Genomic DNA, 23895 nt, shown 5'->3' with positions numbered 1-23895 from the left:
TGCGCTCTTGACTGTACCAACAGCCAGCATCTGGAGGTCAGCAGCTTCAACGGATCAGACTATCAGCCGTAATTTGGATTCAAAAGGACAGTTTTTGTTATGGAATTCACCATTGAGTGTGAACCCCGCCAGAGTGGAGTGAACCCTAGAAAGCTACGCAGAATGGGCAAGCTCCCCGCCGTGCTCTATGGACATGAAGGGACCGAATCAGTTTCTCTTTCTCTGCCGCTAGCCATTGCCGAGCGGATGCTGACTGCGGTGGAGGTCAATAATACGTTGATCACAGTCAAAGTCCCCGAACTTTCTCTAGACTGTCAGTCCCTTCTTCGGGATGTTCAAACTCATCCTTGGAAATCAAGTCTCTATCACCTCAGCTTCTTTGCGATCGCAGGTCAAGACAGTGTGACCGTGACTGTGCCGCTTAACTTTGTTGGCGAACCCATTGGCGTCAAGCAGGACAACGGTTCCCTAGACTTGGTTCTAACCTCTTTAGAGCTACAGTGTGAGCCTCAGAGCATCCCAGAATCAATTGATATTGATATCAGCGGATTCAATATTGGGGATGCCATTCACGTGAATGAACTGTCTCTGCCTAAAGGCGTTACCTCTGCCGGAGAAGGAAACCGTGTTGTAGCATCAGTCTTAGCGCCAGCGGGTGCAACAGTCACTGATGATGAGACAGAAGAAGGCTCTGAAGAAGCTGCTGGTGAGCCCGCAAGCGACGAAGCGTCCGCAGAATAAGTGCCGTGGGCCTGAGGCAGCCGTTTTCCATAATGGCAGTTCAGCCGTCAATTAGGGGAGAGACAAATCTCCCTAATTGACGGCTAAGTCTTTTAAAGCGCTGAATATTCTGATGTTCAGACGAAGAGTTCTCAAGAATAAAAGCTATCTTTGAATACTCATTTGCGGCAACTCCTGACGCGCTAGGTGGATTTTCTGTTTGACACTGCAGTCTTAACCATCTTATGGAACGTGTTGTCAGTTGGCCTGTTTCAGCCATTAGGTGTCGCTATATTGCCTGCTTAAAATTTTTTCAGCAGGTTTATTCTGAGGCGTAAATCCTGTGCCGACCTGCTGCGAATCTTGGTTGATTTCAGGAAACCACTTCCACCAGTAGGCTCCTGCGAACCACTCTTGATCCCAGAAGGTTTGAAAAAAGGCCTCGTAGCAGTTAGCCTGCGTCAATAAGCCAACCTTCGTTGCGGAAACTTTGGGATTTAGTTCTGACGAATCAGGCCACTTCCAGGGTTCTATCGCCGCATCTTCGGTACTGCGATAGCCAATCTCAGTGAAAATAACTGGCTTTTGATATTTTTTCTGAACAGCGGTAATTGGCTCGATGTAGGGTTGCCATCCTGCCTTAAGCTGCTCAATAGTGGGAGAAAGCTCTGTCGATAGGGGAAAGTAGGCTTGAATGCCGATGAAATCTAAGGCATCCCAAAACTGAATCTGCTCAAAGGCTTCAAACCAGTTGGCCGCATAGGTGAGTTGACCGTGATAGACCTGACGGATCTCCGCAATTAATTGGCGCCAGTCCTGTTCACGTTGCACCGCCGTTGTCTGTAATTCAGTGCCAATACACAGAGCCGGAATCCTATGAGTTTCAGCGAACCTCGCGTAGTGCAGGATAAAAGTCCGATACTGATTGAACCAAGTTTGCCAGTCCACCTCAGACTGCATCGCAATGTCGGTGCGCCACTTACCCTCACGGACCTGAGTGAGCCAAATATGGGGTTTTAATAGAGTCTTGATCCCTAGCTCCTGAGCATATTGAGTGGTGAGTGCTAATCCCTGATCTGTTTCACCCCAATAGCCGTCTGTTGTCTGTAACATCAGTTCGGGTGAGTCATAGTCCCTTTGCCAGCCAAAGGGCGTCTGGACAATCCAGTTCACATAATTTGCTTTAAGGGACTCTAAATTTTCCCGAGTGATGGGTTGTGGTCCGGCAACCCAAGAGACGCCTTGCTGTTTTTGTGAGTGGTCGGCTTGAGCAATATTGCTAGATTGCTCTGCGGGAGCTGAAATGGGAAAGGTCTCGCCGACTGTATAGCAGCCGATCACGAGTAAATAGGTCATCGCCCACAGGAAAATAAATTTCTTCATCAAAACGCTGTGGGTGACCCGCTGCTTTCAAAATTGGGAGGACAGGAGTAAGAATCGTCGATTGTTCTACTCATTCATTGTCCGATAGGTCGCAACTGCAGACGGAGAAATTTGATTCAAGTAGCGGAAAATCCAGTACTTGAAGACCGTATCCAGCATCACCGGAAAGGTCGCAATAAAGACGTTGATAAAGCTATGGTTCAACGGCAGCCCAAAGTGAGAAAGGGCACTCTCAATAATCACTTCCCAGCCGTGAGGGGAGTGAAAGCCCACAAAGACATCAGTGAAGAGAATGATAATAAACGCCTTGGCACTATCGCTCAAACCGTAGATGATTTCATCGAAAAACGATTTGATGATGGCAATCTGTTCTTTTCCACGGGCAATCAGGATTGCGAAGACAAGCAGAGAGACGAGATCAGCAAAAATGTTTTTGATCGGTTCTGTTAGTTCCCACTGATATTCGTCCGATAGCTCCACGGCCCGTTCTCTGAGCAATTGATTGATATCAGCTTCAGGGATAGGCGCGGGGTTAGTAAGATTCTGAAATTTTAATCTCTGCTCATAGTGCGAAAGCTCATTGAAGACTTTGTTCTCAATTTCAGGGTTAATGATAATCTCAATTTTTTCACTGCCCTGAAAGCGATCCACCACTGGCCCCACCACCACGTATTTCATGAACACCTGAGTCAACAGCGGCAGAATGGTCAGGAGTAGAAGAAAACGAACCGCTCCCTGGGTACGATTGCGAGACACCCGAAAGTCTTGAAGAATGTCTTCTTCAGTGCTCGGATCTGGATCAAGTTCTTTGCGAAATCGGTTGGCGGTCCTCAGGATGGAGCGGGGAACGAAACTGCCACTGTCTAGCTTGGACGGATCGGCCGAGATGTCATCGGACGTAAATTCTCCTTCATAGAGCGAATTCTGGACGGACAGCACGACGGGAACAGACTCCTGTCGCGGGTTCGATCCGTTCACTTTGCCGTTGATTTCGTTCGTCTGAATGAGTGGGGACTGACGTTTTGTGGCCTGCTGTGAGGGCTGAGGCCGCCGAGTGGATGCCAATGTATATCGGATCAACACAGAGTCAACGAAGGTGAGTTTGTCCAGTAAGGACTGGCGCTCAACTGACTTAGCAATGACTTCGGGTACCGCTTCGATGGTGATATCTTCGGGGCTGGGGTCGTAGGCGTCACCGGGGACACCCATTCGCTGCATCAGGTTTGGCCCATCTGGATCGCGGGGGTAGAGATCGACAAAAGAAGTGCCGATTTTATATTCATTGAGACGCCGCCGGATCGTTCTCAGATTTTTATCCCGCTCGGTTTGGAAGTAGGTTGAAACTGCCCCGGTGTAGGGACTGCTAAATCCAATAGGCTGACCGTCAAAGTGTTCATCTTCGATGGCTTTAATTGATTTGGCTGCTTGATAGGCTGCTTCCAACGCTCGCTCTGGTGTGTTTCGGTACCATTTTTCAGCGGCTAAGAAGGTCTTTTTTAGGGTGGAAGCAAGGGGAGAGCGCATGGGGTGCCTAGAGTCCGGGCTATCTAATTCTACTGTCGCTTTAGTGCTATAGATTCAGCGTTCAGGCCCGCAGAGTGAATTTGAGTATGATGGATTTTAGCAAACGGGTTTGATTTAGGTGAACAGTTCTCTTCGTTGGTTCTCTGGTCCTGTCCGCAGCGGCAAGACAACAGCTCTAATTGATCATCTTGCTCTTGAGTCTCAGGTGACGGATGCTTCTAATTTTCTGGTGTTTGCGGTCAATGGCGATAACCGCCAGCGGTTGATGCAGAAGATTGCATTGATCACACCCCACCCAACGGTAACCTCCACCACACCTTTGGGCTTCTTTGAGGATGAGGTGGTGTTGTTTTGGCCGTTGATTACGGAGGCACTGCAGCTTAAGGCTCATTTCCCGGTGCGTCTGAGGCCAGAGACTGAGCAGGCGCTGGCAATTCAGTTCTGGAATGATGCGGTTTGGGAGCAATTGAGGCAGTTTGAAAACTTGAGTTGCGAACGCTGGGTCCGGCGCGTCTTAGATCTGCTGCAGCTCGCAGCGTTTAGCGGCACACCCTTAGAAGAGATTCCCGACCGGCTCCAGCAAGGTTTTGTTCATGATCAGCCCAAAACGTGGGAAATTTTGGGGCAGAGTCTGATTCAATGGCGCAATTGGTGTCTCGATAACGGTCTGCTGACCTATGGCCTGATTACAGAGCTGTTCTGGCGCTACCTGCTGCCAAATCCAACCTATCGCGGACATTTGCTACAGCGCTTCCAGGGCATTATGGCTGACGATGTTGATAGTTATCCGGCAATTACCCGCTCTCTATTTGAAGTCTGGCTGGAAGCCGGTCACCCTGCGGGCTTTACCTTTAATCCTGAGGGCGCCATCCGTTTGGGACTGGGGGCTGATCCAAACCATCTACTGGGCCTTTGCGAGCGCTGCCAAGTTATTTCCCTGACGCCTGCGGCGTATTCGTTGGGAGGTGCAACGGCCGCTAATGAAGCTTTTCCTATGGAGGCAGGCCGGTGGTCGACAATCTCATCTACTGTAATCGACTTTCTCAGCCATGCATCAGTGGCGCTACCGGACTCTATTGTGTCGCTGCGAACCAGCTCTCGAGCGCAGCTCCTGCGTCAGACTGCTGAGACCATTATCGATGCGGTTCAATCTGGTGAAGTTGAGCCGCGAGACATTGCTGTCATTGGTCCGGGTCTTGATACGATTGCCCGCTATACGCTACGAGAAATATTAGCTCGCCAAGGGATTGCTGTTGAATCACTTCAGGATCAGCGACCTCTCAACAGCACGGCCATGGTTAGGGCTTTGCTGACGCTCCTAACCTTAGTTTATCCAGGTCTAGGGCGTTTAGTGGATCAAGAGCAGATTGCAGAGATGCTGGTGGTTCTGACGACTCCAACGTCTGACTCGGATCAAGCAGAGCTCATCGACCCGGTGCGAGCTGGTTTACTGGCAGACTACTGTTTTCAAGCTCACCCTGAACAGCCACGTTTACTACCGATTGAGAGCTTCCCTAGGTGGGATCGACTGGGTCACCAAGCAACAGTGGCCTACAACCGAATTCTGAGCTGGCTGGCACAGCAAACGGTGGCAACGACAGTCCAGCAACCCTATTTGACGTTGAGTCCTGTGTTCATCTTAGATCGGGCCATTCAGCACTTTTTTTCGGCTCAGGTGCTTTCCTTTGATCAGCTATCGGTTCTGAGAGAACTGATAGAAACGGCCCAGCATTATTGGGAGGTCGATACTCGGCTGCGCCAGACTCAGACTCGAACAGAGCCAATGGCTGTAACGGTGGGTCAGTTTATTGCTCTTTTGCGTCAGGGGACGATTACGGCCAATCCGTATCCGGTTAATCATCAAGGCCATCAGGCCGTTATGCTCTCAACAACGTTCCAGTATCGGATGGCGCGTCAGGTGCATCGCTGGCATTTCTGGTTAGATGCAGGCTCTGCGCTGTGGCATGGAGGAGGGGCAGTCGTTCTATGGGGTGCTCCCTTCTTCCTTCAAAGTTGGTCTGGCGATCCGCTAACGGTGGATGATGAGCTTGTTCAGGATCAGCAACAGCTTGAGCGACTGATGCAAGATCTGCTGGGACGAGTCACTGAGCGAGTTTACCTGTGCTACAGCGAACTGTCAGTAAGCGGCCAAGAGCAGGCAGGGCCTTTATTGCCTCTCGTGGATGCTGCTGCATCGCCATTGAATTATTCAGGAATAATGGCCTGATTACAAGTGCTAATGTTTATGGCGGCCAGACGACAAATTGATGAGGGTAATCAGTGACTGCTTTCTACCGTTGAGACGGGTGAGAATACCCTGCGAAGGACTCAAGAGTAAGACGACGAGTACAAACAGTGTGGATGATGCCAAGACGATGGCTGGTCCTGAGGGCACACCTGTGTAGTAACTGCAATAGACGCCCACTGCGCTAACGCTGGCTCCCAACTCAGCACCTACAATCATCATCTGGTGCAGCTCTTTGACGAGTAAATAAGCCGTCAGTGCTGGCCCAACAAGCATTGAGATCACCAAGATGACGCCAACGGCCCGCACACTAACAATCACCGTCAATGTAATTGCAGCCATCAGACCGATGTACAAAATATTGATGGGAAGGCCCATGACCTTTGCCCTAGTGGGATCAAAGGTGTACAGCAGCAGTTCTTTATAGACCAGCCTCACCGTTGTCAGCAGCAGCAATGTGACGATCAGGGTGTACGTGATGTCAGTGGAGGTGACGCCGAGAATGTCACCAAACAACAAACCGTCTAGGTCGAACTGATTTTTAAGAAGCGACAGCAGCATAATCCCAAGGGCAAAAAAGGTGGAGAATGTGATTGCCATTGCCGAATCTGCTTTAATCCGGGATTGAGCGCGAATCCAGGTGATGAAGAGTGCCCCTGCTAAGCCAGAGCAAAAGGCTCCAATCAAGACATTAATGCCAGTGAAGGCAGCAACCGAAAGCCCTGGCAAGACATAGTGAGCAATGACGTCCCCCAACAGTGTCATGCGTTGCAAAATCAAGAAGCTACCGATGACCGGACACAACAGGATGCCGACTAAGATGCGATCGCATCTCGCATAAACGCATAGCATAACCCAGTGGCTCCAATACCCAATCGAACATGATTGATCTGCCTAACAGAAAAAAGGCATATCTACATCCCGGCGACCCACCGTTCCGCGATAGGCTCGCTGCAGGTTTTCCGGCGTCATCACCTGCTCCAGCCCCCATCGGCAATTAAAGACTGATTGAGCAGCAACAGCCGATCGAGCTGTGACATCGAGTCACCCTAGTCATGACTGCTCACCAGCAGAATTTTCCCTTGAGCCTTTAGCTCATCAAAGACATCAAAAATGATATTCTCCGTGGGCTGCTGGTATAAGCCCCAGCATGGCCTTCATCAGCGTATTTTACCAGCTCCAATTAGGGCCAATTACTCCGACAAGCTGAAGCTGACCTGGGAGTAATCTAAAGGATCTAAAGCTAACCTGACCTAAGCCCCGCCCCTCTCGATAACTGACCGCTAACTGTTGAACCTCTAGCATGCCGCCTAGAGCCGAGAATGATACTCATCATGGAGTGGTTGCTACTTTGAAGCAAGGGTATATACGCTGAACTGCATTTGTGGTGGATGTCCCTGCAGTTAATTTGATTGGGTGTTTGATTAAATGGCACTCTTGTCGCCTTTCCTGGCCCACTACCCGCACAATAGCAGGACGGGAACTTTTTGAACTCACGGCAGTCACAATATCTCTTGACTTGTACGATAAGTAAGGGCTGAAAACGCGGCTTATTGTCTAGAGTAGAGGCTTTCACTTCGTTGCCAATGCAACTCCTCGGGGGAGTGTAGTGATAGTGTAATCATACAAACATAGTGCTTTCTGCCCATGCTGAATGGTCTGAGTGATGCGTTTCTGAGACTGAGAAACCGTCATTTTTTTCTAATTGATGCCGTTTGTTTCACATTGACACCGCTGTTGGCGTTGAACTTGCGGTTAGACAGTGTGGGGGTGCCCGAACATCATCAAGCGGGCCTGATTGCCATTACGTTACTGTTTATCTTTCTGAAGTTTTCAGTTTATTTGCCTTTTGGCCTCTATCGTTCGTTTTGGCGCTATGCCAGCATTGATGAACTGCTCAAGATCGTGTCCTTGACCCTTGCAGTCATCATCCTGCAAGCCTTTGCTTTTTCGACCCTGCAGTCTCTCGGCTTGATTGCCTTACCTCGTTCACTTCCCTTCATTGAGGGCCTGCTAACCCTACTCGTCGTAGGTGGTAGTCGGTTCAGTCTCAGAGCAATTGAGCGCTTCAATCACCGCTGGGGAAGCCTATCGCAGTGGCGTACCTCCCAAGCACATGCTCTGATTATCGGTGCCGGTGATGCAGGTGTTGCCCTTGCTCGAGAGCTAGAATCTAATCCTGGGGTGAGTTTGGTCCCCGTTGCTTTCATTGATGACGATCCCAAAAAGCGCAAGCTGAAAATCCGAGGACTGCCGGTTCTCGGAGATCGCACCTTGATTCCTGAAATTGTCAAAACACTGCAGATTCAGGTCGCCATTATTGCGATGCCCTCGATTTCAGGCCCCGTGATCCGAGATATTGTCTCTATCTGTCATCAGGCCGGGGTAGAAACAAAAACCCTACCTGCTCTGCAGGATATCTTGAGCAGTTCAAGAAACCTACGTCAAAGCCTGCGAGAAGTGCAGATCGAAGATTTGCTCAGACGGGAGCCGGTTTATATTGATGTTCAGCGTGTTCAGAAGCTTTTGCAAGGCAAGCGTGTCTTAATTACCGGTGCTGGAGGTTCCATTGGTAGCGAGCTCTGTCGGCAGGTCTACAGCCTCAATCCGAAAGAAATGATTCTGTTGGGGCATGGAGAAAATTCGGTCTTCAATATTCAGCAAGAATTACATAACCTAGGTGGGGATAGGGGTTGCGACAATAATGGCTCGGGTTACCTGAATGCCCCTATTTTGACTCCGTTCATTGCTGATTTACGCCATCCGGCTCGACTCCGGTTTGCCTTTGAGCAGTTTCAGCCAGAGGTCATTTTTCATGCCGCAGCTCATAAGCATGTTCCTCTGATGGAAGACAATCCACCAGAAGCCATTACCAACAATGTTCTAGGAACCAAAGCCCTCGTGGATTTGGCTGTAGAGTTTGGCGTCGAGAACTTCGTCATGATCTCCACAGATAAGGTTGTGAACCCCACTAGTGTGATGGGCGCTAGTAAGCGGGTCGCGGAGATGCTTGTCCTGCAGGCCGCTCGGAGAAGTCATCGGTCGTTTGTCATTGTTCGTTTTGGTAATGTCCTGGGTAGTCGAGGCAGCGTCATCCCGACTTTTAAGCGTCAAATTGCTGAAGGTGGACCGGTGACGGTGACTCATCCTGACATCTGTCGCTACTTTATGACCATTCCTGAAGCGGTCCAGTTGGTGCTGCAGGGGTCCGTCCTCAGCCCAGGGGGCGAAGTGCTGATGCTCAACATGGGTGAACCGGTCAAAATCGTAGATCTAGCCAATGATTTGATTTGTCTTTCAGGCTATCAAGTGGATAAGGACATCAAAATTTGCTTCACAGGTCTGAGACCTGGGGAGAAGCTATATGAGGAGTTACTCATTCCTGGAGAGGAGTACCAACCCACCGAGCATGAAAAATTGTTAGTGGTCAAAAATGCTAGCAGGACTGTATCAGAACAGCTGACGCGGGTGGTTGCTGATTTGGGACAAGCTGCCTTTAGTAACGATTCTGAGCAGATTCGCGGTCTACTCAAAACGCTCGTTGATGGGTACCAGACTCAAACTGTAAGGACTAGGCAGTACGTGAAAACGGCAGCCAGGAATAAATAACGCCTCTCTCGTCAAGCTCGATAAGTTCCCTGTGACGCACTGTCTCTCTCTGGATAGGTGACGTGAAATTTTTATCGCAAAAACCACGAAAAAAGTGTATTGAATTTGACAGTTTTATGCAAAAAAGATATATTTGATACAGAAATATATCGTTCATCTCTAGCTAGTCCTCGTGTCGATGACAAATTTGTGGGCAAGACGGAGACGGAAGTAGGGGCTCGCCCTGAAGGAACGCGCCTCACCCACTTGTATCGTTATGAGGCGAGAGCTATGCAACTTAAATATCGTGGCGTTGATTATGAATACGTTCCTCCTCAGGTTGCGGCCAAGCCGACTGAGCTAGTTGGAACCTATCGCGGTTTGGAGTGGAGATTTAAGACGGCCACTTCTTCAGTGCAGCAGCCAACCTTAGATTTAGTTTATCGAGGTGTTGCGTATCAGACTGGCCAGCACCCAACCGTGCCTGAGAAATCGATCTCCTCGTCCCCGGCAGTCAAGGCTGGAGCATCTGCCAAGGATATGGCCCGGGCCTTAATGCTTGGTCATCATACCCTCATTAAGCATCGGCAGCAGTCGATGTTGGGACGTGTTGCAGCTGAGGTGGGCCTTGGTTTAGAGGCTTCTCATTACTGGAGTCATATTCAAGGCAAGGCAAATCCTGGGTTTAGAGCAACTTATGATCGCAGCCCGGCTGCACTAAGTTAGTAATTTCTGGGCATACTAGAAATATCACTACTGAATGATAAGGATAGGTCAACACCTGTCCTTATTTTTTTTTGATTTTTTGTCGGTTTCTCAATCAAACTAAGGCCACGGCCGTAATCAAACTAAGGCCAACGACGATCAGTGTGGGGTCGTGCTTATGACTCGTCCCTACGTCTGAATTGGCAGCAACGGTGCAAGTACAACAGCGTTTCCCCCACTAGAACGGTAGAATTATTAAGGAATATTTACACTCTCTGCCATGCCTCGTCGCGCTGACGCTAAGAAACGCCAGGTTCTATCTTCTTCTAAGGCATCCTCCTCGACGCCCTCTGCCGACAACATCATTCGAATTCGAGGGGCACGTCAGCACAATCTTAGAAATATTGACCTTGAGATTCCTCGTGATCAGTTGATTGTTTTTACGGGGGTTTCTGGATCAGGCAAGTCTTCTCTGGCGTTCGATACAATTTTTGCCGAGGGTCAGCGCCGCTATGTAGAGTCTTTGAGTGCCTATGCCCGTCAGTTTCTTGGTCAGGTAGATAAGCCTGACGTGGATGCCATTGAGGGCTTGAGTCCGGCAATCTCCATCGATCAAAAATCGACATCTCACAACCCCCGCTCTACGGTGGGAACGGTGACTGAGATTTATGATTATTTGCGCTTACTTTACGGAAGAGCAGGAGAGCCTCACTGCCCTAGATGCGATCGCACCATCACGCCGCAGACCATTCAACAAATGGTGGACCGGATTATGCAGCTTCCAGAAAAATCTCGCTTCCAGGTGCTAGCACCCGTTGTACGTGGTAAAAAAGGGACTCACAAAAAGTTGCTTTCGAGCCTAGCCGCTGAAGGATTTGTCCGTGTGCGCGTTAATGGTGAGGTACTAGAACTCAGCGATAATATCGATCTAAATAAGACGCATAAGCACGATATTGAGGTTGTTGTCGATCGCCTAATTCTGAAGCCAGATATCGAAGAGCGCCTGGCGGATTCACTGTCTACGAGCCTGCAGAGGTCTGAAGGCATCGCAATGGTAGAAGTCTTGCCCGATCCAAAGGCCAATATTGTACCGCTGAGGCCGGAAGGGGTACCCAAAGCGGCAGACAGCAATGGCAAATACGAAACTGAAGAGCCTCTCAAATCGACGGTTCTATTATTCTCAGAGAACTTTGCCTGTCCTGAGCACGGGGCTGTGATGGAGGAACTTTCGCCCCGCTTGTTTTCCTTCAACTCGCCCTATGGTGCCTGTCCCAACTGTCATGGGTTAGGGAGCTTACCTACCTTTGCTCCTGAACTGATTGTGCCGGATCCGAGTCTGCCGGTTTATGCTGCGATCGCACCTTGGTCAGACAAAGATAACACCTACTATTTCTCACTTTTATACAGCGTTGGTCAGGCCATTGGATTTGAGCTTCAAAGCCGCTGGGATCAGCTTACATCTGAGCAGCAACACACTGTCCTCTATGGCACGAAAGAAGCTATTTATCTCGAAGTCGATTCTCGTTATCGGCAGTCCAAGGGCTATCACAAACGTTATGAAGGCGTCATTCCGCTCCTCGATCGCCACTATAGAGAGAGTACCTCCGAGAATTATCGACAGAAGCTAGAGCAGTATTTAATTTCACAGCCCTGTGACGTTTGTGACGGTAAGCGTCTAAAGCCAGAATCCCTCGCCGTGCGCATGGGGCAGTATGGTCTGATTGATCTGACCTCTGCCTCCATCCGAGACTGCTTGGACCGCGTTGAGTCTATGCAGTTGACTGCGAGACAGGCCCAAATTGGCGATCTGGTTCTCAAAGAGATAAAGGCCCGCCTCAAGTTCTTGCTAGACGTGGGACTGGACTACCTCACCCTTGACCGTACCGCTATGACCCTCTCTGGTGGCGAAGCGCAGCGGATTCGACTAGCGACCCAGATTGGTGCAGGTCTAACAGGTGTGCTTTATGTGCTAGACGAACCCAGCATTGGCCTCCATCAGCGAGATAATCATCGCTTGCTAAAAACTCTGACTAAGCTTAGAGACTTGGGCAATACTCTAATTGTGGTCGAGCATGATGAGGACACAATCCGGGCAGCGGACCATATCGTTGATATTGGCCCTAAAGCCGGGATTCACGGTGGTGAAGTCGTTGTTCAAGGCGGGCTAGAAGATCTGCTATCGGCCTCAGAGTCTCTCACTGGTCTCTATCTCTCTGGGCGGGAGGTGATTCCTACCCCTGAGACTCGACGGAAGGGCAATGGACGGTCTCTGATCCTCAAGCAAGCGAACCGAAACAACCTGCAAAACTTAGATATCGACATTCCTTTAGGCGAGCTGGTCTGTATCACGGGGGTCTCAGGATCGGGTAAGTCTACCCTCATGAATGAACTGCTTTATCCTGCTCTTCGACATCATCTTGGACAAAAGGTACCGTTTCCCAAAGAGCTAGAGCGCATTGGGGGACTCAAAGCTTTAGATAAAGTGATCGTTATTGACCAGTCACCCATTGGCCGTACGCCTCGGTCTAATCCGGCGACCTATACTGGGCTGTTCGACGTCATTCGCAGCATATTTTCTGAGACGATTGAAGCGAAGGCGAGGGGATATAAGCCAGGACGATTCTCTTTCAACGTTAAAGGTGGACGCTGTGAAGCTTGTGGTGGTCAGGGCGTTAACGTGATTGAAATGAATTTTTTGCCCAACGTTTATGTTCAGTGCGAAGTCTGTAAAGGGGCGCGCTACAACCGTGAGACGCTGCAGGTAAAGTACAAGAGCAAATCCATCGCTGATGTTTTGGATATGACGGTGGAAGAGGCATTGGGATTTTACGAAAATATTGCTAAAGCTGCCGCTAAGCTACAGACGCTAGTCGATGTCGGCTTGGGCTATGTCCATCTAGGGCAGACAGCTCCCACGCTATCGGGGGGGGAAGCGCAGCGGCTGAAGCTAGCGACGGAACTCTCGCGGCGGGCAACGGGCAAAACGCTGTATCTGATTGATGAGCCGACGACGGGACTGTCGTTCTATGATGTCCACAAGTTGCTGAACGTGCTGCAGCGGCTGGTGGATAAGGGAAATTCAGTTTTGGTAATCGAACATAATTTAGACGTGATTCGCTGCTCGGATTGGGTGATTGACTTAGGGCCAGAGGGAGGCGATCGTGGGGGAGAACTTGTGGCCTATGGCACCCCTGAAGAAGTGGCGAAGGTGGAGAAGTCTTATACAGGTCAGTATCTTAAGCAGGTCTTGGCACTCCATCCACCTCAAGCCATACAAAATGATTAGCATGAGAATCGCTGTCCCTGGGCAAACTAAACTTAGTCAGGACATTGTCCCAGTGATTGTGAATGTTTTCTCTCATACATGGATATGAACGAAAACAGTAATGAAGAGGCAGAATGCAACGTTCTACTATCGCTTTGTTATCAGATAGTTTTGCAAGATTATGAAGCGACCCAATGACATGGATACTCCTATTTTGTAGGCATTGGTATTTCGACGTGGATAACTGCTCTCGGATTTTTGACAGTGACACCTGAGGCTGATGTGCCAGAGTTTGTTTTTTTGAGGATAACCATTGCCTCCATAGTGTTTATATTGCTTCTGACACTCATTTTCCATTCAAAATATAGTCCCATTTATCGCCGCAGCCTAGAACGATCCTGGAAGCAGAGTCGATTTTCAGACGATCCTCGAATGCTGAACTTTTCGGAATCAGGTGTTTCATTTGAGTCAGAAGAGATAAAAGGAACAAGGCCCTGGGAGAAATATATAGAGCTGGAAGTTAAGGAAACGGTATTCCTTCTCTTCTATGTCTCACTTCGTAACGACAACTATCACATCATATCTAAATCGGCCTTTGCTGCAGATGATGAGCTCATAGGATTTTGTAACCTCTTACGGAGAAAACGACTCAGTATCGTTGATATCCACAGACGGCTTCCTTCAGGGGCAGACTTATGACATCGTTAATCACTTTTTAGCTGAGCAGTGCCTGGTTCTTATGGCGCCCCACCTGTAGAAGTGGCAAGCGCAATTATCAGTGATTCTGTTTGAGTTAACATTGAAGCAAGATTTCAATATGAATCACCATGAGTCAAGCAACAACGAGCGTTCGCTGGACAACCCAGGATATTGAATCGTTACCGGAAAACGAGTGGATTCGCTACGAGATTATTGATGGGGAGTTGTTTGTGACGAGATCGCCCCACCATAAGCATCAGCAAATTGCAGGACGAGTTTTTGCGGTCCTTGATTCCTGGTCGCTAGAAAGTGGTCTAGGGGAACCATCCATTATGCCGGGTCTCGTTTTTTCAGACTCGGACAACGTATCACCCGATGTCATTTGGATCAGCGATGAACGGATAGCTCAAATTCAAGATGAAGCGGGACATTTTCGGGGGGCACCTGAACTGGTGGTAGAAGTTCTCTCCCCAGGTCAGGCTAATATCGATCGCGATCGCCTTGCGAAACTGAAGCTGTACTCAGCACAAGGTGCTCATGAGTATTGGATTGTTGATCGGTTCGCTCGGCGAGTTGAAATTTACCGTCGAGAGAATGCTCAACTCGTCTTAGTAGCAACATTGTTAGATGGAGATGAGATCGCATCTCCCCTACTGCCTGGGTTTACCTGTCAAATTACTAGCCTCTTCGGATCGCGATAGACGAGAGATTCTTCACAACACTCTCGCGTTTTGAACCACAATCCCCCGTGTTCTTAATCTTCAATCCCTTGTTGCCAAGTTTTTACTGCATCAACATGATTTGCGATCGCAACACAGCGCACAAGCAGCTCTAGATCAATTCCTGGTACAGCTTCACTCTTGGCTATCAACTCATAGTCAAGCGGCTCTCCTTCTCCTCGCAGATGGTAAATCTGTAGTGCCCCATCTTCCCAAAACCAGATTTCTGCAATCTTCAGTCGCTTATATACTTCTAATTTGCTGACGCCACCACTGGAAAACACAACTTCAATTGCAAGATCAGGGCGAGATTTCCCTGGTGCTAGCTTATAGGATTTATCGGCCTCTCGTTTTACCCGACCCGTTTCACTTTCTAAGGTCATGGAGCCAATGGGCGTAAAATCAAATCCTGCCATCAACAGGAAAAGCTCTAGTAGAGCGGCGATCCGTTCCTTGACTGTTTCATGTGCTTCACTGGGAATCTGTACAATCTCTAGTACACCATCTAAGAAAGAGAGGCGATATCCTGGGCGATCTAGCAACTGCTCGACGGCTTTGAACTCGCGCCAAGTGAGTCCCTCAAATAAGAGCGGCGTTTCTTTCTGAGGCTTGCTTAAGGTTGCTGTAGTCATAGGAGATTGATGATGACAGCTTTGTTACTGATCATATGCGATCGCATCTTAGCCTCGGCAGACCATAAGCTGTTTGCCTATGATCTGCCTGGACTCTCATCCCGAAAGTGCGTTTGCCCTATTTATTCTCGCGTCTTCGCATTGATGTATGTCATGACGTTCCGAAGCGCCTGTTCTGCATAACTATCTCCTGGACGCTCTTCTAAAGCTTTCTGGAAATGACGGCTAGCTTTTTGATAGGCCTTGCGCTCGGCTGCATCATAACCTAATCGCATGTAGCGATCGTAGATTGGCTCTGGTCCTTGGCTCTTTTGCTCCTGCTTGCCACCTTTGACAACATCAACAGCATTCCAGTAAGCAATGGTGGCCTGACGATCGTTCGGACGCTCATACAGCGCACTCCGAAAATAGGTGACAGCCGTTTGGTGATCGTCTCGCTGAGCTGCTGCATACCCTAGACGGAGATAGCGATCATAGGGGCGTTCACCCTCATAAACGTTGGGTAGAGAGATTAAATCCTCAAGATCAGCACCCTCCCCTCGGCGAATATAGGTTTTAGTATTAATAATGGCTTGGGCCGCGTAGCCATCATTGGGCCGCTCAGCTTGTGCACGTTGAAAATTAATCAGCGCTGTTTGATAGTCGCCACTTTCTGTCGCGTCATAGCCAATTTCCATGTAGCGGTCATAATCAGTCTCAGGTGGGTCGTTGGCGCTACCGTCTGCTTTATCCTGCAAGGCACTTTGAGCATTCCAGTAGGCCGTCGTCGCATCGCGATCCAGTGGACGTTCGTAGAGGGCATTCCTGAAGTGAATAGCGGCGGAAACATGGTCATCCTGCTTGACCGCTGCGTATCCTCGTCGCATATGGAAATCGTAGGCGAGTTCTCCTGTCTGACCAAAGTTTGTGGTGGCGGCTGGCACAGCGGGAATTTGAGCTTGTGCCTGTAGAGGAGTGGCGAGAATCACCAAGCCCAAAATCGGCGACATTGCTTTTGTGGCAACCCTAATGTTCATCGTTAGATATTTCACCTGTGTATCAATTTTCAACGGTTCAAGACTGACTGAGTTAAATCTACGATGGCAAAAAAGTAAGTCTGCCGCCTATACCCTTTGTTAGAGGCGGCGTTAAAGAAGCTCTATAGCGAAAGATAGAACCCTGCTTGGCCGACAGGCCTTCCGCATCTTTTTCGAAGGCGTGGTTAGCTGCCTGCAAGGCTACTGTCTATGCTTGCGTTAATAGCCTTCCACTCAAGGTCTGAAAGCGGTTGATTACGCAACTGCATCTGAAAGCAATCTTCTGCAGCCTGGGTTAGGGATTGAATGATTTTGGACTGAGGTAGATGTTGAGCGGTGATAGGTTGCCCTACGTTTGCTTCTTCGCCAAAAACTTGAAGGTAGAGTTCAGAGTCAGGCTGTAATCGTATTGAGCCATGTTGAAGCACTGTTGCTCCTTGCCATGCCTGGGCGCTGCCAATTAGCTTTGTGCCATCGGTGAGGACGAGGTCGGCATCAGTTGCGATCGCAAAACAATTCGGCTGTTCCATATAACCCCGCCCCGCTCCACCGAAGTGCAGCGAAACGCCCAGCGTCTGCCACCCCTGAATCAGAAATTCACACAGCGCTCGGTAAGCCTGCCGTCGGTTCCCCGATTGATTATTGACCACTAACATATAGGTCAGGTCACCCTGATGCAGGACCGCTCGCCCCCCTGACGGTCGGCGCACAAGCTCTACGGGCTGTTGATTCCAAGTTAACTTCTGCCAATGCTGAGGCCAGCGCTGCTGATTCTTACCCAGCGAGATGGCTGCAGGGGACCAGGTGTAAAAGCGCAGAACGGCAGGATGCTCACCCTTTGCACACTGCTGAAACAGCCATTGATCCAGCGCCATCTGCAGGTGACCGGGTGCCGCAAAGGGCGGAATCAGTCGCCAGGTCTGAGACACCTAATTGAGAGACCTAAGCAGCAGGGAATTCAGCCACCAGCTCATCATCATAGTCATCGGCAATGGTGGCCACGATGGTAATTAAATGGGACATTTCGCCAGGGGATAGATCGGCCACTGACCGGCTTGTAACCACAACAATACTGTCCTTAAAGATGCCAAAACGCGCCTCGAACGTCCCCATCCAGTTGAGTTCCATTAGCTTTCGCATCAGACCCGCTTCGTTTTGCACCGGCAAGGCCAGGACCGGCGACCAAACGGTAAAGGTATCTTCGTCAGTGCTGCCCGTGAGTTGAATAAAAACCTCAACGCTGCCGTACTTAAACTTCCAGAGGTGTCCGGCCTGGGTGCGGTTAACTAAGCTACTGTGCTCTTGGTCAAGGCTAGAGATGACGGTTTCAATCACCTCAACATAGTTGTTGTTCACGTCAGTTTCAGTAAGATCCACCGTTGCAATATCCGAATCGTAGGTCTGCATATCAAAGGAATGAAGTCAGGTGGGCAAGACAAGAGACAAACTTTTGTAAAGTCCAGCTCTGTTTTTCCGAGAGGCGCTAGGTCTAAATAGAGCTTCAGCATAAACTGAAGATCCAGCGCTCATGCACTGATCATACCGTTGCTCCTGTCGCCATTACCCGTTAAGGCGGTTTTTATTAAGGAAAGTCATGTTGACCATTGTGCTTGTCATTAATCTATTGCTGGCGATCCTCTGTTTGGGGGTTGCTTGGCAAGTTTGGCGACTCAAGCAATCGCTCGGACAGGTCGCCGATACGCTGATTGAGGTGGAACAAACAGCCCACCCTATTTTGTATGGCGCACCTCAGACAATTACCGAGAGCTATCAGCGGGTGGAAGAAGTTTGCGATCGCATCCGTCAGATCGAGCCACAGCTCCGTCGCGCCAGACAGGCTATCCGGCTCATTGCTTGGCAGCGGCGTCGGTTCCGGTAGCTTTCTTCTTAATGACCCTCAACTTCAAAACAGCATTTAAACTTTGGAATAGCATTCAGATGTCAAACAATCATTCAGGCGTATTTTTAGGTGGAGTCCTTGTCGGTACCGCCGTCGGCACCGTCACCAGTCTACTTTTAGCGCCCAAGTCAGGGCGAGAGAACCGCTACCTGCTTAAGGAAACAATGGATGCCCTGCCAGACCTTGCAGACGATCTGTCCGCCAATCTGCAGCTTCACGCTGGTCGTCTTTCCACCTCAGCCGTCAAGCGCTGGGATGAAACCCTCGAACGCCTTGGGGAAGCCATTGAAGCAGGGGTAGAAGCCACCCAGGCCCAGCGCCAGCACCTGCAGCAGACTGCTCAGAATAATGCGTCAGAGGGGTAAGGCAGTGGTTGACGTTTGCCTTGGGTAATAAGCTGTGACGACCCCCCTCTTTTGGCTCGGACTGTCAATTTTACTGGTGGCAATTTGTCTCGCCGTTGTGCTGGCTGTGGCCATTCCCGCATTTCTAGAACTAGCGAGGGCGGCCCGCAGCGCGGAGAAGCTCTTTGATACCCTCGCGCGGGATCTGCCCCCGACTTTAGAGGCTTTGCGGCTTACAGGTTTAGAGGTTCAAGAATTAACAGATGGTCTCGGCGATGGCGTCGAAAGTGCAGGCCGCGTCGTCAAGCAGGTGGACCGTAGCCTCCAGGAGACTAAGCAGCAGGTGCAGAGCGCGGAGATCACCACTCGCAGTATGGTGACCGGTGCCAAAGCGGCCTGGAAAACGCTAACGACCCCGAAGCCGCCTCGTCGAGCTAAACCTCAGGCGGGGCAGCCAGCATCGGACCCGTCGCCAACCGTTCCCACCCCAGAGAAAACGCACGCAAATGGTCATTCACATGCGGTACAGCAGGATATGACACCCAAGGGAACTGATTCTTCGGTATCGTAATCTTTAAAGACGGTAGGCCGATCCTCGCTTACTATGAACCTCAGTTCAGTATTTAACGGGTAGCGCATGGACTTGAAATCCCTGATTCGTGACATTCCAGATTTCCCCAAGCCTGGAATCATGTTCCGCGACATTACCACCTTGCTGCAAAATGCAGAAGGCTTGAACTACGTCATTGATCGCTTGGCTGAAGAACACGCCGACCAGGGCATCAACTACGTTGTCGGTATGGAGTCGCGCGGCTTCATTTTCGGCACTCCCCTTGCTTACAAGCTCGGGGCTGGTTTTGTCCCCGTTCGTAAACCCGGTAAGCTTCCGGCCCCGGTGCATGGCATTGACTATGAATTAGAGTACGGCACCGATCGCCTAGAGCTACACCAGGATGCGTTTCAGCCCGGAAGTAAGGTGCTCATCGTTGATGATTTGATCGCAACCGGCGGAACAGCGGCGGCCACCGCCAAGTTAATTAACCAGTGTGACTGCACGCTAAGTGGCTTTGCCTTCATCATTGAACTAACGGCCCTCAATGGACGGCAGCACCTGCCCGACGTTCCGATTAACGCCTTGGTACAGTACTAGCCCCTGAGAGCTTTGCATGATTGACCAGCCAAAAACACCTGATATCCAGTCAAAGCCGTCTGTGATTGATGGTCTGCGGGCTTTTTTAACCAGTGACACCTTTGCGTACGTCGTTAAGCGACTATTCCAGGGACTGATCACGCTGTTCCTGGCTTCTATCCTGTGCTACGTGATTGTGCAGCTCACGCCTGGAAACTACCTCGATAAGTTGAGAACCGATCCCAAGATTTCGCCGGAGCGGTTAGCGGAGTTAGCAAAGCAGTTTGGCTTAGAAGATGAGCCGGAGTCCCCTATCGCAGCCAAAGCCTGGAGCCAGTTTTGGAGCCTTTGGGGACCGTGGCTCGGGTGGGTGTTTCAGCGCTATTGGCTGTGGTTGGGGCAGGTGCTTCAGGGCAATTTTGGCTATAGCTTTGCCTCTCAACGTCCTGTTTTGACGTTGATTGCGGAAAAAGTCCCAAATACTTTGCTGCTTTCGATCGCTTCTATTTTGATTACCTGGGCCATCGCTCTGCCTTTGGGGATTATTGGTGCCGTTAAGCAGAACCGTTTGACCGATCGAGTTTTAAGGGTCTTTAGCTATGCAGGCCAAGGATTTCCTAGCTTCATCACGGCCCTCTTGCTGCTGTTTTTTGCCCAGAGCACGCCTCTCTTTCCCGTTGGTAACATGACGAGCGTTTATCATGCGGATCTTTCGCCCATTGGCAAGGTTTTAGATATTGGCTGGCACATGATTCTGCCGACTTTGGCCTTGACCGTGACCAGCTTTGCCGGTCTTCAGCGTCTGACTCGCGGTAATCTACTGGATGTGCTGCGGCAAAATTATGTGCAGACGGCTCGGGCAAAGGGCTTGCCGGAGAATAAGGTGATTTATGTTCACGCTCTTCGCAATGCGGTTAACCCACTGATTACTTTGCTGGGATTTGAGTTTGCGAGTCTGCTGGGTGGTGCGTTTATTGCCGAAACTTTTTTCAACTGGCCGGGACTGGGCCGTTTGATTCTTAAGGCGGTTCTAGAGCAAGACTTATATTTAGTGATGGCGAGCTTGATGATCGGGGCTGTGATGCTGATTATCGGTAATTTGCTGGCGGATCTGCTGCTGAAAGTTGTAGATCCCCGAATTCAGCTTGATGAGATGAAGTAGGGAGGGTCTGGATGGATTCAGCGCTTTATTATGTGTTGCGATCGCAAGCCAACAGCAACTATCTCACAGCCCACCCGAACCCCGACACAGCGGTGGCCTATCTCTTAGTGTTCTCAGAACAGTTTGACGCCCTCAGCTATCTCAACACCCACGGCAGCGAAGTTGCTCAACACTTTCAGGTTGAGACCCTTCCCACTCGACAACTTCGAGGGGTCTTAGATCGCTGGCAGCTCCAAGGGATTGGCCTTGTTCAAGATCCGCTGCTGCCGCGCATCGAATTCTTGCAGGTAGAAAAATCGTAAATCTTTGATATTTCTACTCAAGATCGGCTTCGTTTTGCCAGACCTTGTATAGATCAGGCCTGCGATCGCAAGTCCGCTCCTGCTGCTGCTCCCGTCGCCATTGAGCAATTTGCCCATGATTCCCAGAGCGCAGAACCGCTGGAACCTCCCAGCCACGGAAAACGGCAGGGCGTGTATATTGCGGATAATCCAGCAACCCTGCCTCAAAGCTTTCATACTTTAGAGAATCAGCTTTTGCCACCGTTCCCGGCAGCAATCTCAGCACTCCATTGAGCAATGTTAAAGCTGGAATTTCGCCACAGGTCAGCACAAAATCCCCCAAAGAAATTTCCCGCGTCACTAAGTGCTCTGCCACTCGCTCATCGACGCCCTCGTAGTGCCCACAGATCAGTACCAATTGTTCGCAACGTGTAAGGTCTTGAAATAAAGTCTGATTCATCGTTTCTCCCTGCGGCGTTAGCAGAATAATTTCCCGCCTAGAGAGCTGAGGTAAAGACTCAACTGCTGCAAAAATGGGATCAGGTTTCATCAGCATCCCTACGCCGCCACCATAGGGTTCATCATCAACCCGGTGATGCTTATCGGTCGTGAAATCCCTAGGATTGACTAAGTTAACTTCCGCAATCCCCTTCGCCAAAGCCTTGCCCACCAAGCTACTTGATAAAGGTGAAGCAAAAAACTCCGGGAATAGAGTCACAATATCAAAACGCATCATCTAAGCCGTCAGCATTGAACCCACTCCAGCATCCGTAAAAATCTCTAACAGCAAAGCATGGGGGACTTGGCCATCAATAATGTGAGCCGCATTCACCCCTTGAGCGAGAGATCGGACACAGCACAAGACTTTAGGAATCATACCGCCCGCCACAATCTGCTGTTCAATCAAAGACCGCGCCTCCCCGATGCTCAGCTGGGGAATCAGCGTCGACGAGTCCTTTGCATCGCGTAGAATCCCGGCTGTATCAGTCAGCAGAATCAATTTCTCTGCATCAAGAGAAGCCGCAATCTCCCCAGCCGCAGTATCTGCATTGATATTATAGGGTTGTCCCTCTTCGTCATCGGCCACACTGGAAACAATTGGGATGTATCCGCCGTCTAGCAACGTAGAAATGACATCTGCATTCACCGCATTTACCTCCCCCACAAACCCGATCTCCGCTTCCCCTTGAGGGCGAGCCGTAACTAAATTCCCGTCTTTCCCACAAATGCCGACCGCAGCTCCCCCGGCTTGATTAATCAAAGAGACGAGTTCTTTATTCACCCGCCCCACAAGCACCATTTCCACAACATCCATTGTGGCTGCATCCGTAACCCTTAGACCATTTTTGAACTGGGTCTCAATCCCTAATCTGTTAAGCCAGTGATTGATTTCAGGTCCACCGCCGTGGACAACAACAATCTTCAGCCCCACAGAAGCCATGAAAACAATGTCACGGATCACCCCAGCCTTAAGAGACTCATCCTTCATCGCCGCACCGCCATACTTCACGACAATCGTTTTGCCAGCAAAAGACTGGATATAGGGTAGGGCTTCACTTAAGACTTTAACGCGATCATTATCGCTCAGCATTTTGAACCTAAGATAATGGCTGTAGGATTACTACGGCCCATTTTAGACCGAGTATTTGTGCATAAACAATTAATACTAAGTCCCTATCGTCTCTAAAACACCAAAACCTTTATCAGTATTTAAGATGATTGCCTTGTATACCTTCACCTGAATGAAGTTATACGACATAATCATGAAGAGTCATTAAAATCCCTAGCTATCTTAGCGACATCTCACTGATAGTAAGTTCATGAGTTACATCCGTTTGAATAACAAGGTTGTTCATGAGGGTTGACTTCTCAAAAAAACGATGCCAAGATAAGCAGACATACGAGGCTTAATCTGGCATGCGCGGGGTTAAATGCTAGAACGGGGTGCTTCGTCTGGTATTTCAATTAAGTGTTGCGGGGGTAACACAAATAGGTTTCAGAGAGTCTTAAGTCTCTCTCAATCTTTTTGCCTATTGTAAAAGATTTGCCCTTGCGCGACTCTTCTACTAATTTTATGACAACCAACATATTGGCCGAAAGCGGTTCTGCTTTCGCCTAATTCTTTGCTGACTCTACATTGTCATTCAGTGGTGATTTTCCTATGAAACTTCAAAAAGTCCTACCTCTCTCTGCAATTCTCGTTGGTTTCGCAGCTCTTCCTTCTTTTGCTGGGAGCTCCTATGTTGAGAACAGCTTCAACCTAAAGAATACTTACAACGGTCATTCTAATACTGACGTGGATGTTAATCAGGTCTATTGGGGGACTCGTTCCGCTGGTTCTGATGCGACCAAAGATGAGTACAGCATCACAACAACTGAGTACAACGAGAGCGGTGACGTTGCTGGCTCTTGGCGTGAGACTAATTTCTCAGAGGTTGATGTCGCTGATAAGTAGAGAGGTGCAAATAAGCTTAAGATAGCTATCGTATCTATCGCCTCTTCCTCCATGCCAGCAGCATTGCGTATCACTTTGACTGAAGATGAAGCATCAACTCTTCAAGACCTTCGCCAATCTCCAGCAGC

General features: G+C 49.7%; 22 protein-coding genes and 1 riboswitch. Of the genes, 13 read left to right on the top strand and 9 right to left on the bottom strand.

The features are described 5' to 3' along the window. Window positions 1-99: 99 nt before the first annotated feature. Window positions 100-741: a 50S ribosomal protein L25/general stress protein Ctc gene (locus C1752_RS20585; protein WP_110987939.1), complete on the top strand. Its 642-nt coding sequence runs from the start codon at window positions 100-102 to the stop codon at window positions 739-741. 258 nt (window positions 742-999) lie between these two features. Here the strand turns inward: C1752_RS20585 and C1752_RS20580 are convergent, their stop codons facing one another. Both C1752_RS20580 and pxcA read right to left on the bottom strand, forming a co-directional pair. Further along, window positions 1000-2103 carry a glycoside hydrolase family 113 gene (locus C1752_RS20580; protein WP_110987938.1) on the bottom strand — a complete coding sequence of 368 codons (1104 nt, stop codon included), beginning with the start codon at window positions 2101-2103 and terminating at the stop codon, window positions 1000-1002. 66 nt (window positions 2104-2169) lie between these two features. Continuing rightward, window positions 2170-3627 carry a proton extrusion protein PcxA gene (gene pxcA / locus C1752_RS20575; protein WP_110987937.1) on the bottom strand — a complete coding sequence of 486 codons (1458 nt, stop codon included), beginning with the start codon at window positions 3625-3627 and terminating at the stop codon, window positions 2170-2172. A gap of 118 nt (window positions 3628-3745) precedes the next feature. On the opposite strand from pxcA, the gene C1752_RS20570 reads away from it, so the two are divergent. Continuing rightward, a complete protein-coding gene (locus C1752_RS20570) occupies window positions 3746-5854 on the top strand; it encodes a PD-(D/E)XK nuclease family protein (RefSeq protein WP_110987936.1) in 2109 nt (702 codons plus the stop codon). A 9-nt stretch (window positions 5855-5863) separates the two neighbouring features. On the opposite strand, the gene C1752_RS20565 is transcribed toward C1752_RS20570, so the two are convergent. Next, window positions 5864-6724 carry a metal ABC transporter permease gene (locus C1752_RS20565; protein WP_233501778.1) on the bottom strand — a complete coding sequence of 287 codons (861 nt, stop codon included), beginning with the start codon at window positions 6722-6724 and terminating at the stop codon, window positions 5864-5866. 795 nt (window positions 6725-7519) lie between these two features. Here C1752_RS20565 and C1752_RS20555 point away from each other — a divergent pair. The 4 genes from C1752_RS20555 to C1752_RS20535 all read left to right on the top strand — a co-directional run bounded on the left by C1752_RS20555 (window position 7520) and on the right by C1752_RS20535 (window position 14830). Next, a complete protein-coding gene (locus tag C1752_RS20555) occupies window positions 7520-9481 on the top strand; it encodes a nucleoside-diphosphate sugar epimerase/dehydratase (protein ID WP_110987935.1) in 1962 nt (653 codons plus the stop codon). Window positions 9482-9629: 148 nt separating this feature from the next. Continuing rightward, a riboswitch (Glutamine riboswitch) is annotated at window positions 9630-9719 on the top strand. A gap of 32 nt (window positions 9720-9751) precedes the next feature. Continuing rightward, window positions 9752-10186 (top strand): glutamine synthetase inactivation factor IF7A, encoded by a 435-nt coding sequence (gene gifA / locus C1752_RS20550; protein ID WP_110987934.1) that lies wholly within the window; start codon window positions 9752-9754, stop codon window positions 10184-10186. Between the two features lie 259 nt (window positions 10187-10445). After that, window positions 10446-13451: an excinuclease ABC subunit UvrA gene (gene uvrA, locus C1752_RS20545; protein ID WP_110987933.1), complete on the top strand. Its 3006-nt coding sequence runs from the start codon at window positions 10446-10448 to the stop codon at window positions 13449-13451. Window positions 13452-14257: 806 nt separating this feature from the next. Then, window positions 14258-14830 (top strand): Uma2 family endonuclease, encoded by a 573-nt coding sequence (locus C1752_RS20535; RefSeq protein ID WP_110987931.1) that lies wholly within the window; start codon window positions 14258-14260, stop codon window positions 14828-14830. 53 nt (window positions 14831-14883) lie between these two features. Here the strand turns inward: C1752_RS20535 and C1752_RS20530 are convergent, their stop codons facing one another. The 4 genes from C1752_RS20530 to C1752_RS20515 form a co-directional block, all read right to left on the bottom strand. Then, window positions 14884-15480 (bottom strand): Uma2 family endonuclease, encoded by a 597-nt coding sequence (locus tag C1752_RS20530; protein ID WP_110987930.1) that lies wholly within the window; start codon window positions 15478-15480, stop codon window positions 14884-14886. Between the two features lie 122 nt (window positions 15481-15602). Beyond that, window positions 15603-16529 (bottom strand): tetratricopeptide repeat protein, encoded by a 927-nt coding sequence (locus C1752_RS20525; RefSeq protein ID WP_233501777.1) that lies wholly within the window; start codon window positions 16527-16529, stop codon window positions 15603-15605. Window positions 16530-16681: 152 nt separating this feature from the next. After that, window positions 16682-17425, bottom strand: coding sequence for a lipoate--protein ligase family protein (locus C1752_RS20520; protein ID WP_233501776.1), 744 nt, complete (start codon window positions 17423-17425; stop codon window positions 16682-16684). A 13-nt stretch (window positions 17426-17438) separates the two neighbouring features. Next, a complete protein-coding gene (locus C1752_RS20515) occupies window positions 17439-17903 on the bottom strand; it encodes a YbjN domain-containing protein (protein ID WP_110987928.1) in 465 nt (154 codons plus the stop codon). A gap of 187 nt (window positions 17904-18090) precedes the next feature. On the opposite strand from C1752_RS20515, the gene C1752_RS20510 reads away from it, so the two are divergent. The 6 genes from C1752_RS20510 (at window position 18091) to C1752_RS20485 (ending at window position 21333) form a co-directional block, all read left to right on the top strand. Then, on the top strand, window positions 18091-18375 hold the full coding sequence (locus C1752_RS20510) for a hypothetical protein (protein WP_110987927.1): 285 nt from the start codon (window positions 18091-18093) through the stop codon (window positions 18373-18375). 59 nt (window positions 18376-18434) lie between these two features. Further along, a complete protein-coding gene (locus C1752_RS20505; RefSeq protein ID WP_110988003.1) occupies window positions 18435-18761 on the top strand; it encodes a YtxH domain-containing protein in 327 nt (108 codons plus the stop codon). Window positions 18762-18795: 34 nt separating this feature from the next. Beyond that, window positions 18796-19311, top strand: coding sequence for a hypothetical protein (locus C1752_RS20500; protein WP_199464467.1), 516 nt, complete (start codon window positions 18796-18798; stop codon window positions 19309-19311). A gap of 66 nt (window positions 19312-19377) precedes the next feature. Then, complete coding sequence (locus C1752_RS20495; RefSeq protein ID WP_110987926.1) at window positions 19378-19890, top strand: adenine phosphoribosyltransferase; 513 nt, start codon at window positions 19378-19380, stop codon at window positions 19888-19890. A 16-nt stretch (window positions 19891-19906) separates the two neighbouring features. Next, window positions 19907-21031, top strand: a complete 1125-nt coding sequence (locus tag C1752_RS20490; RefSeq protein WP_110987925.1) for an ABC transporter permease — start codon at window positions 19907-19909, stop codon at window positions 21029-21031. A gap of 11 nt (window positions 21032-21042) precedes the next feature. Further along, a complete protein-coding gene (locus C1752_RS20485; RefSeq protein ID WP_110987924.1) occupies window positions 21043-21333 on the top strand; it encodes a hypothetical protein in 291 nt (96 codons plus the stop codon). Between the two features lie 13 nt (window positions 21334-21346). Here the strand turns inward: C1752_RS20485 and trmD are convergent, their stop codons facing one another. Beyond that, window positions 21347-22045 carry a tRNA (guanosine(37)-N1)-methyltransferase TrmD gene (trmD, locus tag C1752_RS20480; RefSeq protein WP_110988002.1) on the bottom strand — a complete coding sequence of 233 codons (699 nt, stop codon included), beginning with the start codon at window positions 22043-22045 and terminating at the stop codon, window positions 21347-21349. Window positions 22046-22048: 3 nt separating this feature from the next. Further along, window positions 22049-22903 (bottom strand): acetylglutamate kinase, encoded by an 855-nt coding sequence (argB, locus tag C1752_RS20475; RefSeq protein ID WP_110987923.1) that lies wholly within the window; start codon window positions 22901-22903, stop codon window positions 22049-22051. A gap of 570 nt (window positions 22904-23473) precedes the next feature. Between argB and C1752_RS20470 the strand changes: the two genes are divergently transcribed. Beyond that, the gene (locus tag C1752_RS20470) at window positions 23474-23767 is read left to right on the top strand and encodes a hypothetical protein (RefSeq protein ID WP_110987922.1); all 294 of its coding nucleotides are present in this window, start codon (window positions 23474-23476) and stop codon (window positions 23765-23767) included. The last annotated feature ends 128 nt before the right edge of the window (window positions 23768-23895 follow it).

Origin of the sequence: Acaryochloris thomasi RCC1774, assembly GCF_003231495.1 — a bacterium.
Lineage (GTDB): Bacteria > Cyanobacteriota > Cyanobacteriia > Thermosynechococcales > Thermosynechococcaceae > RCC1774.
The sequence above is the reverse complement of the archived record's forward strand: the minus strand, read 5'-3'. Positions and strand labels throughout refer to the sequence as shown.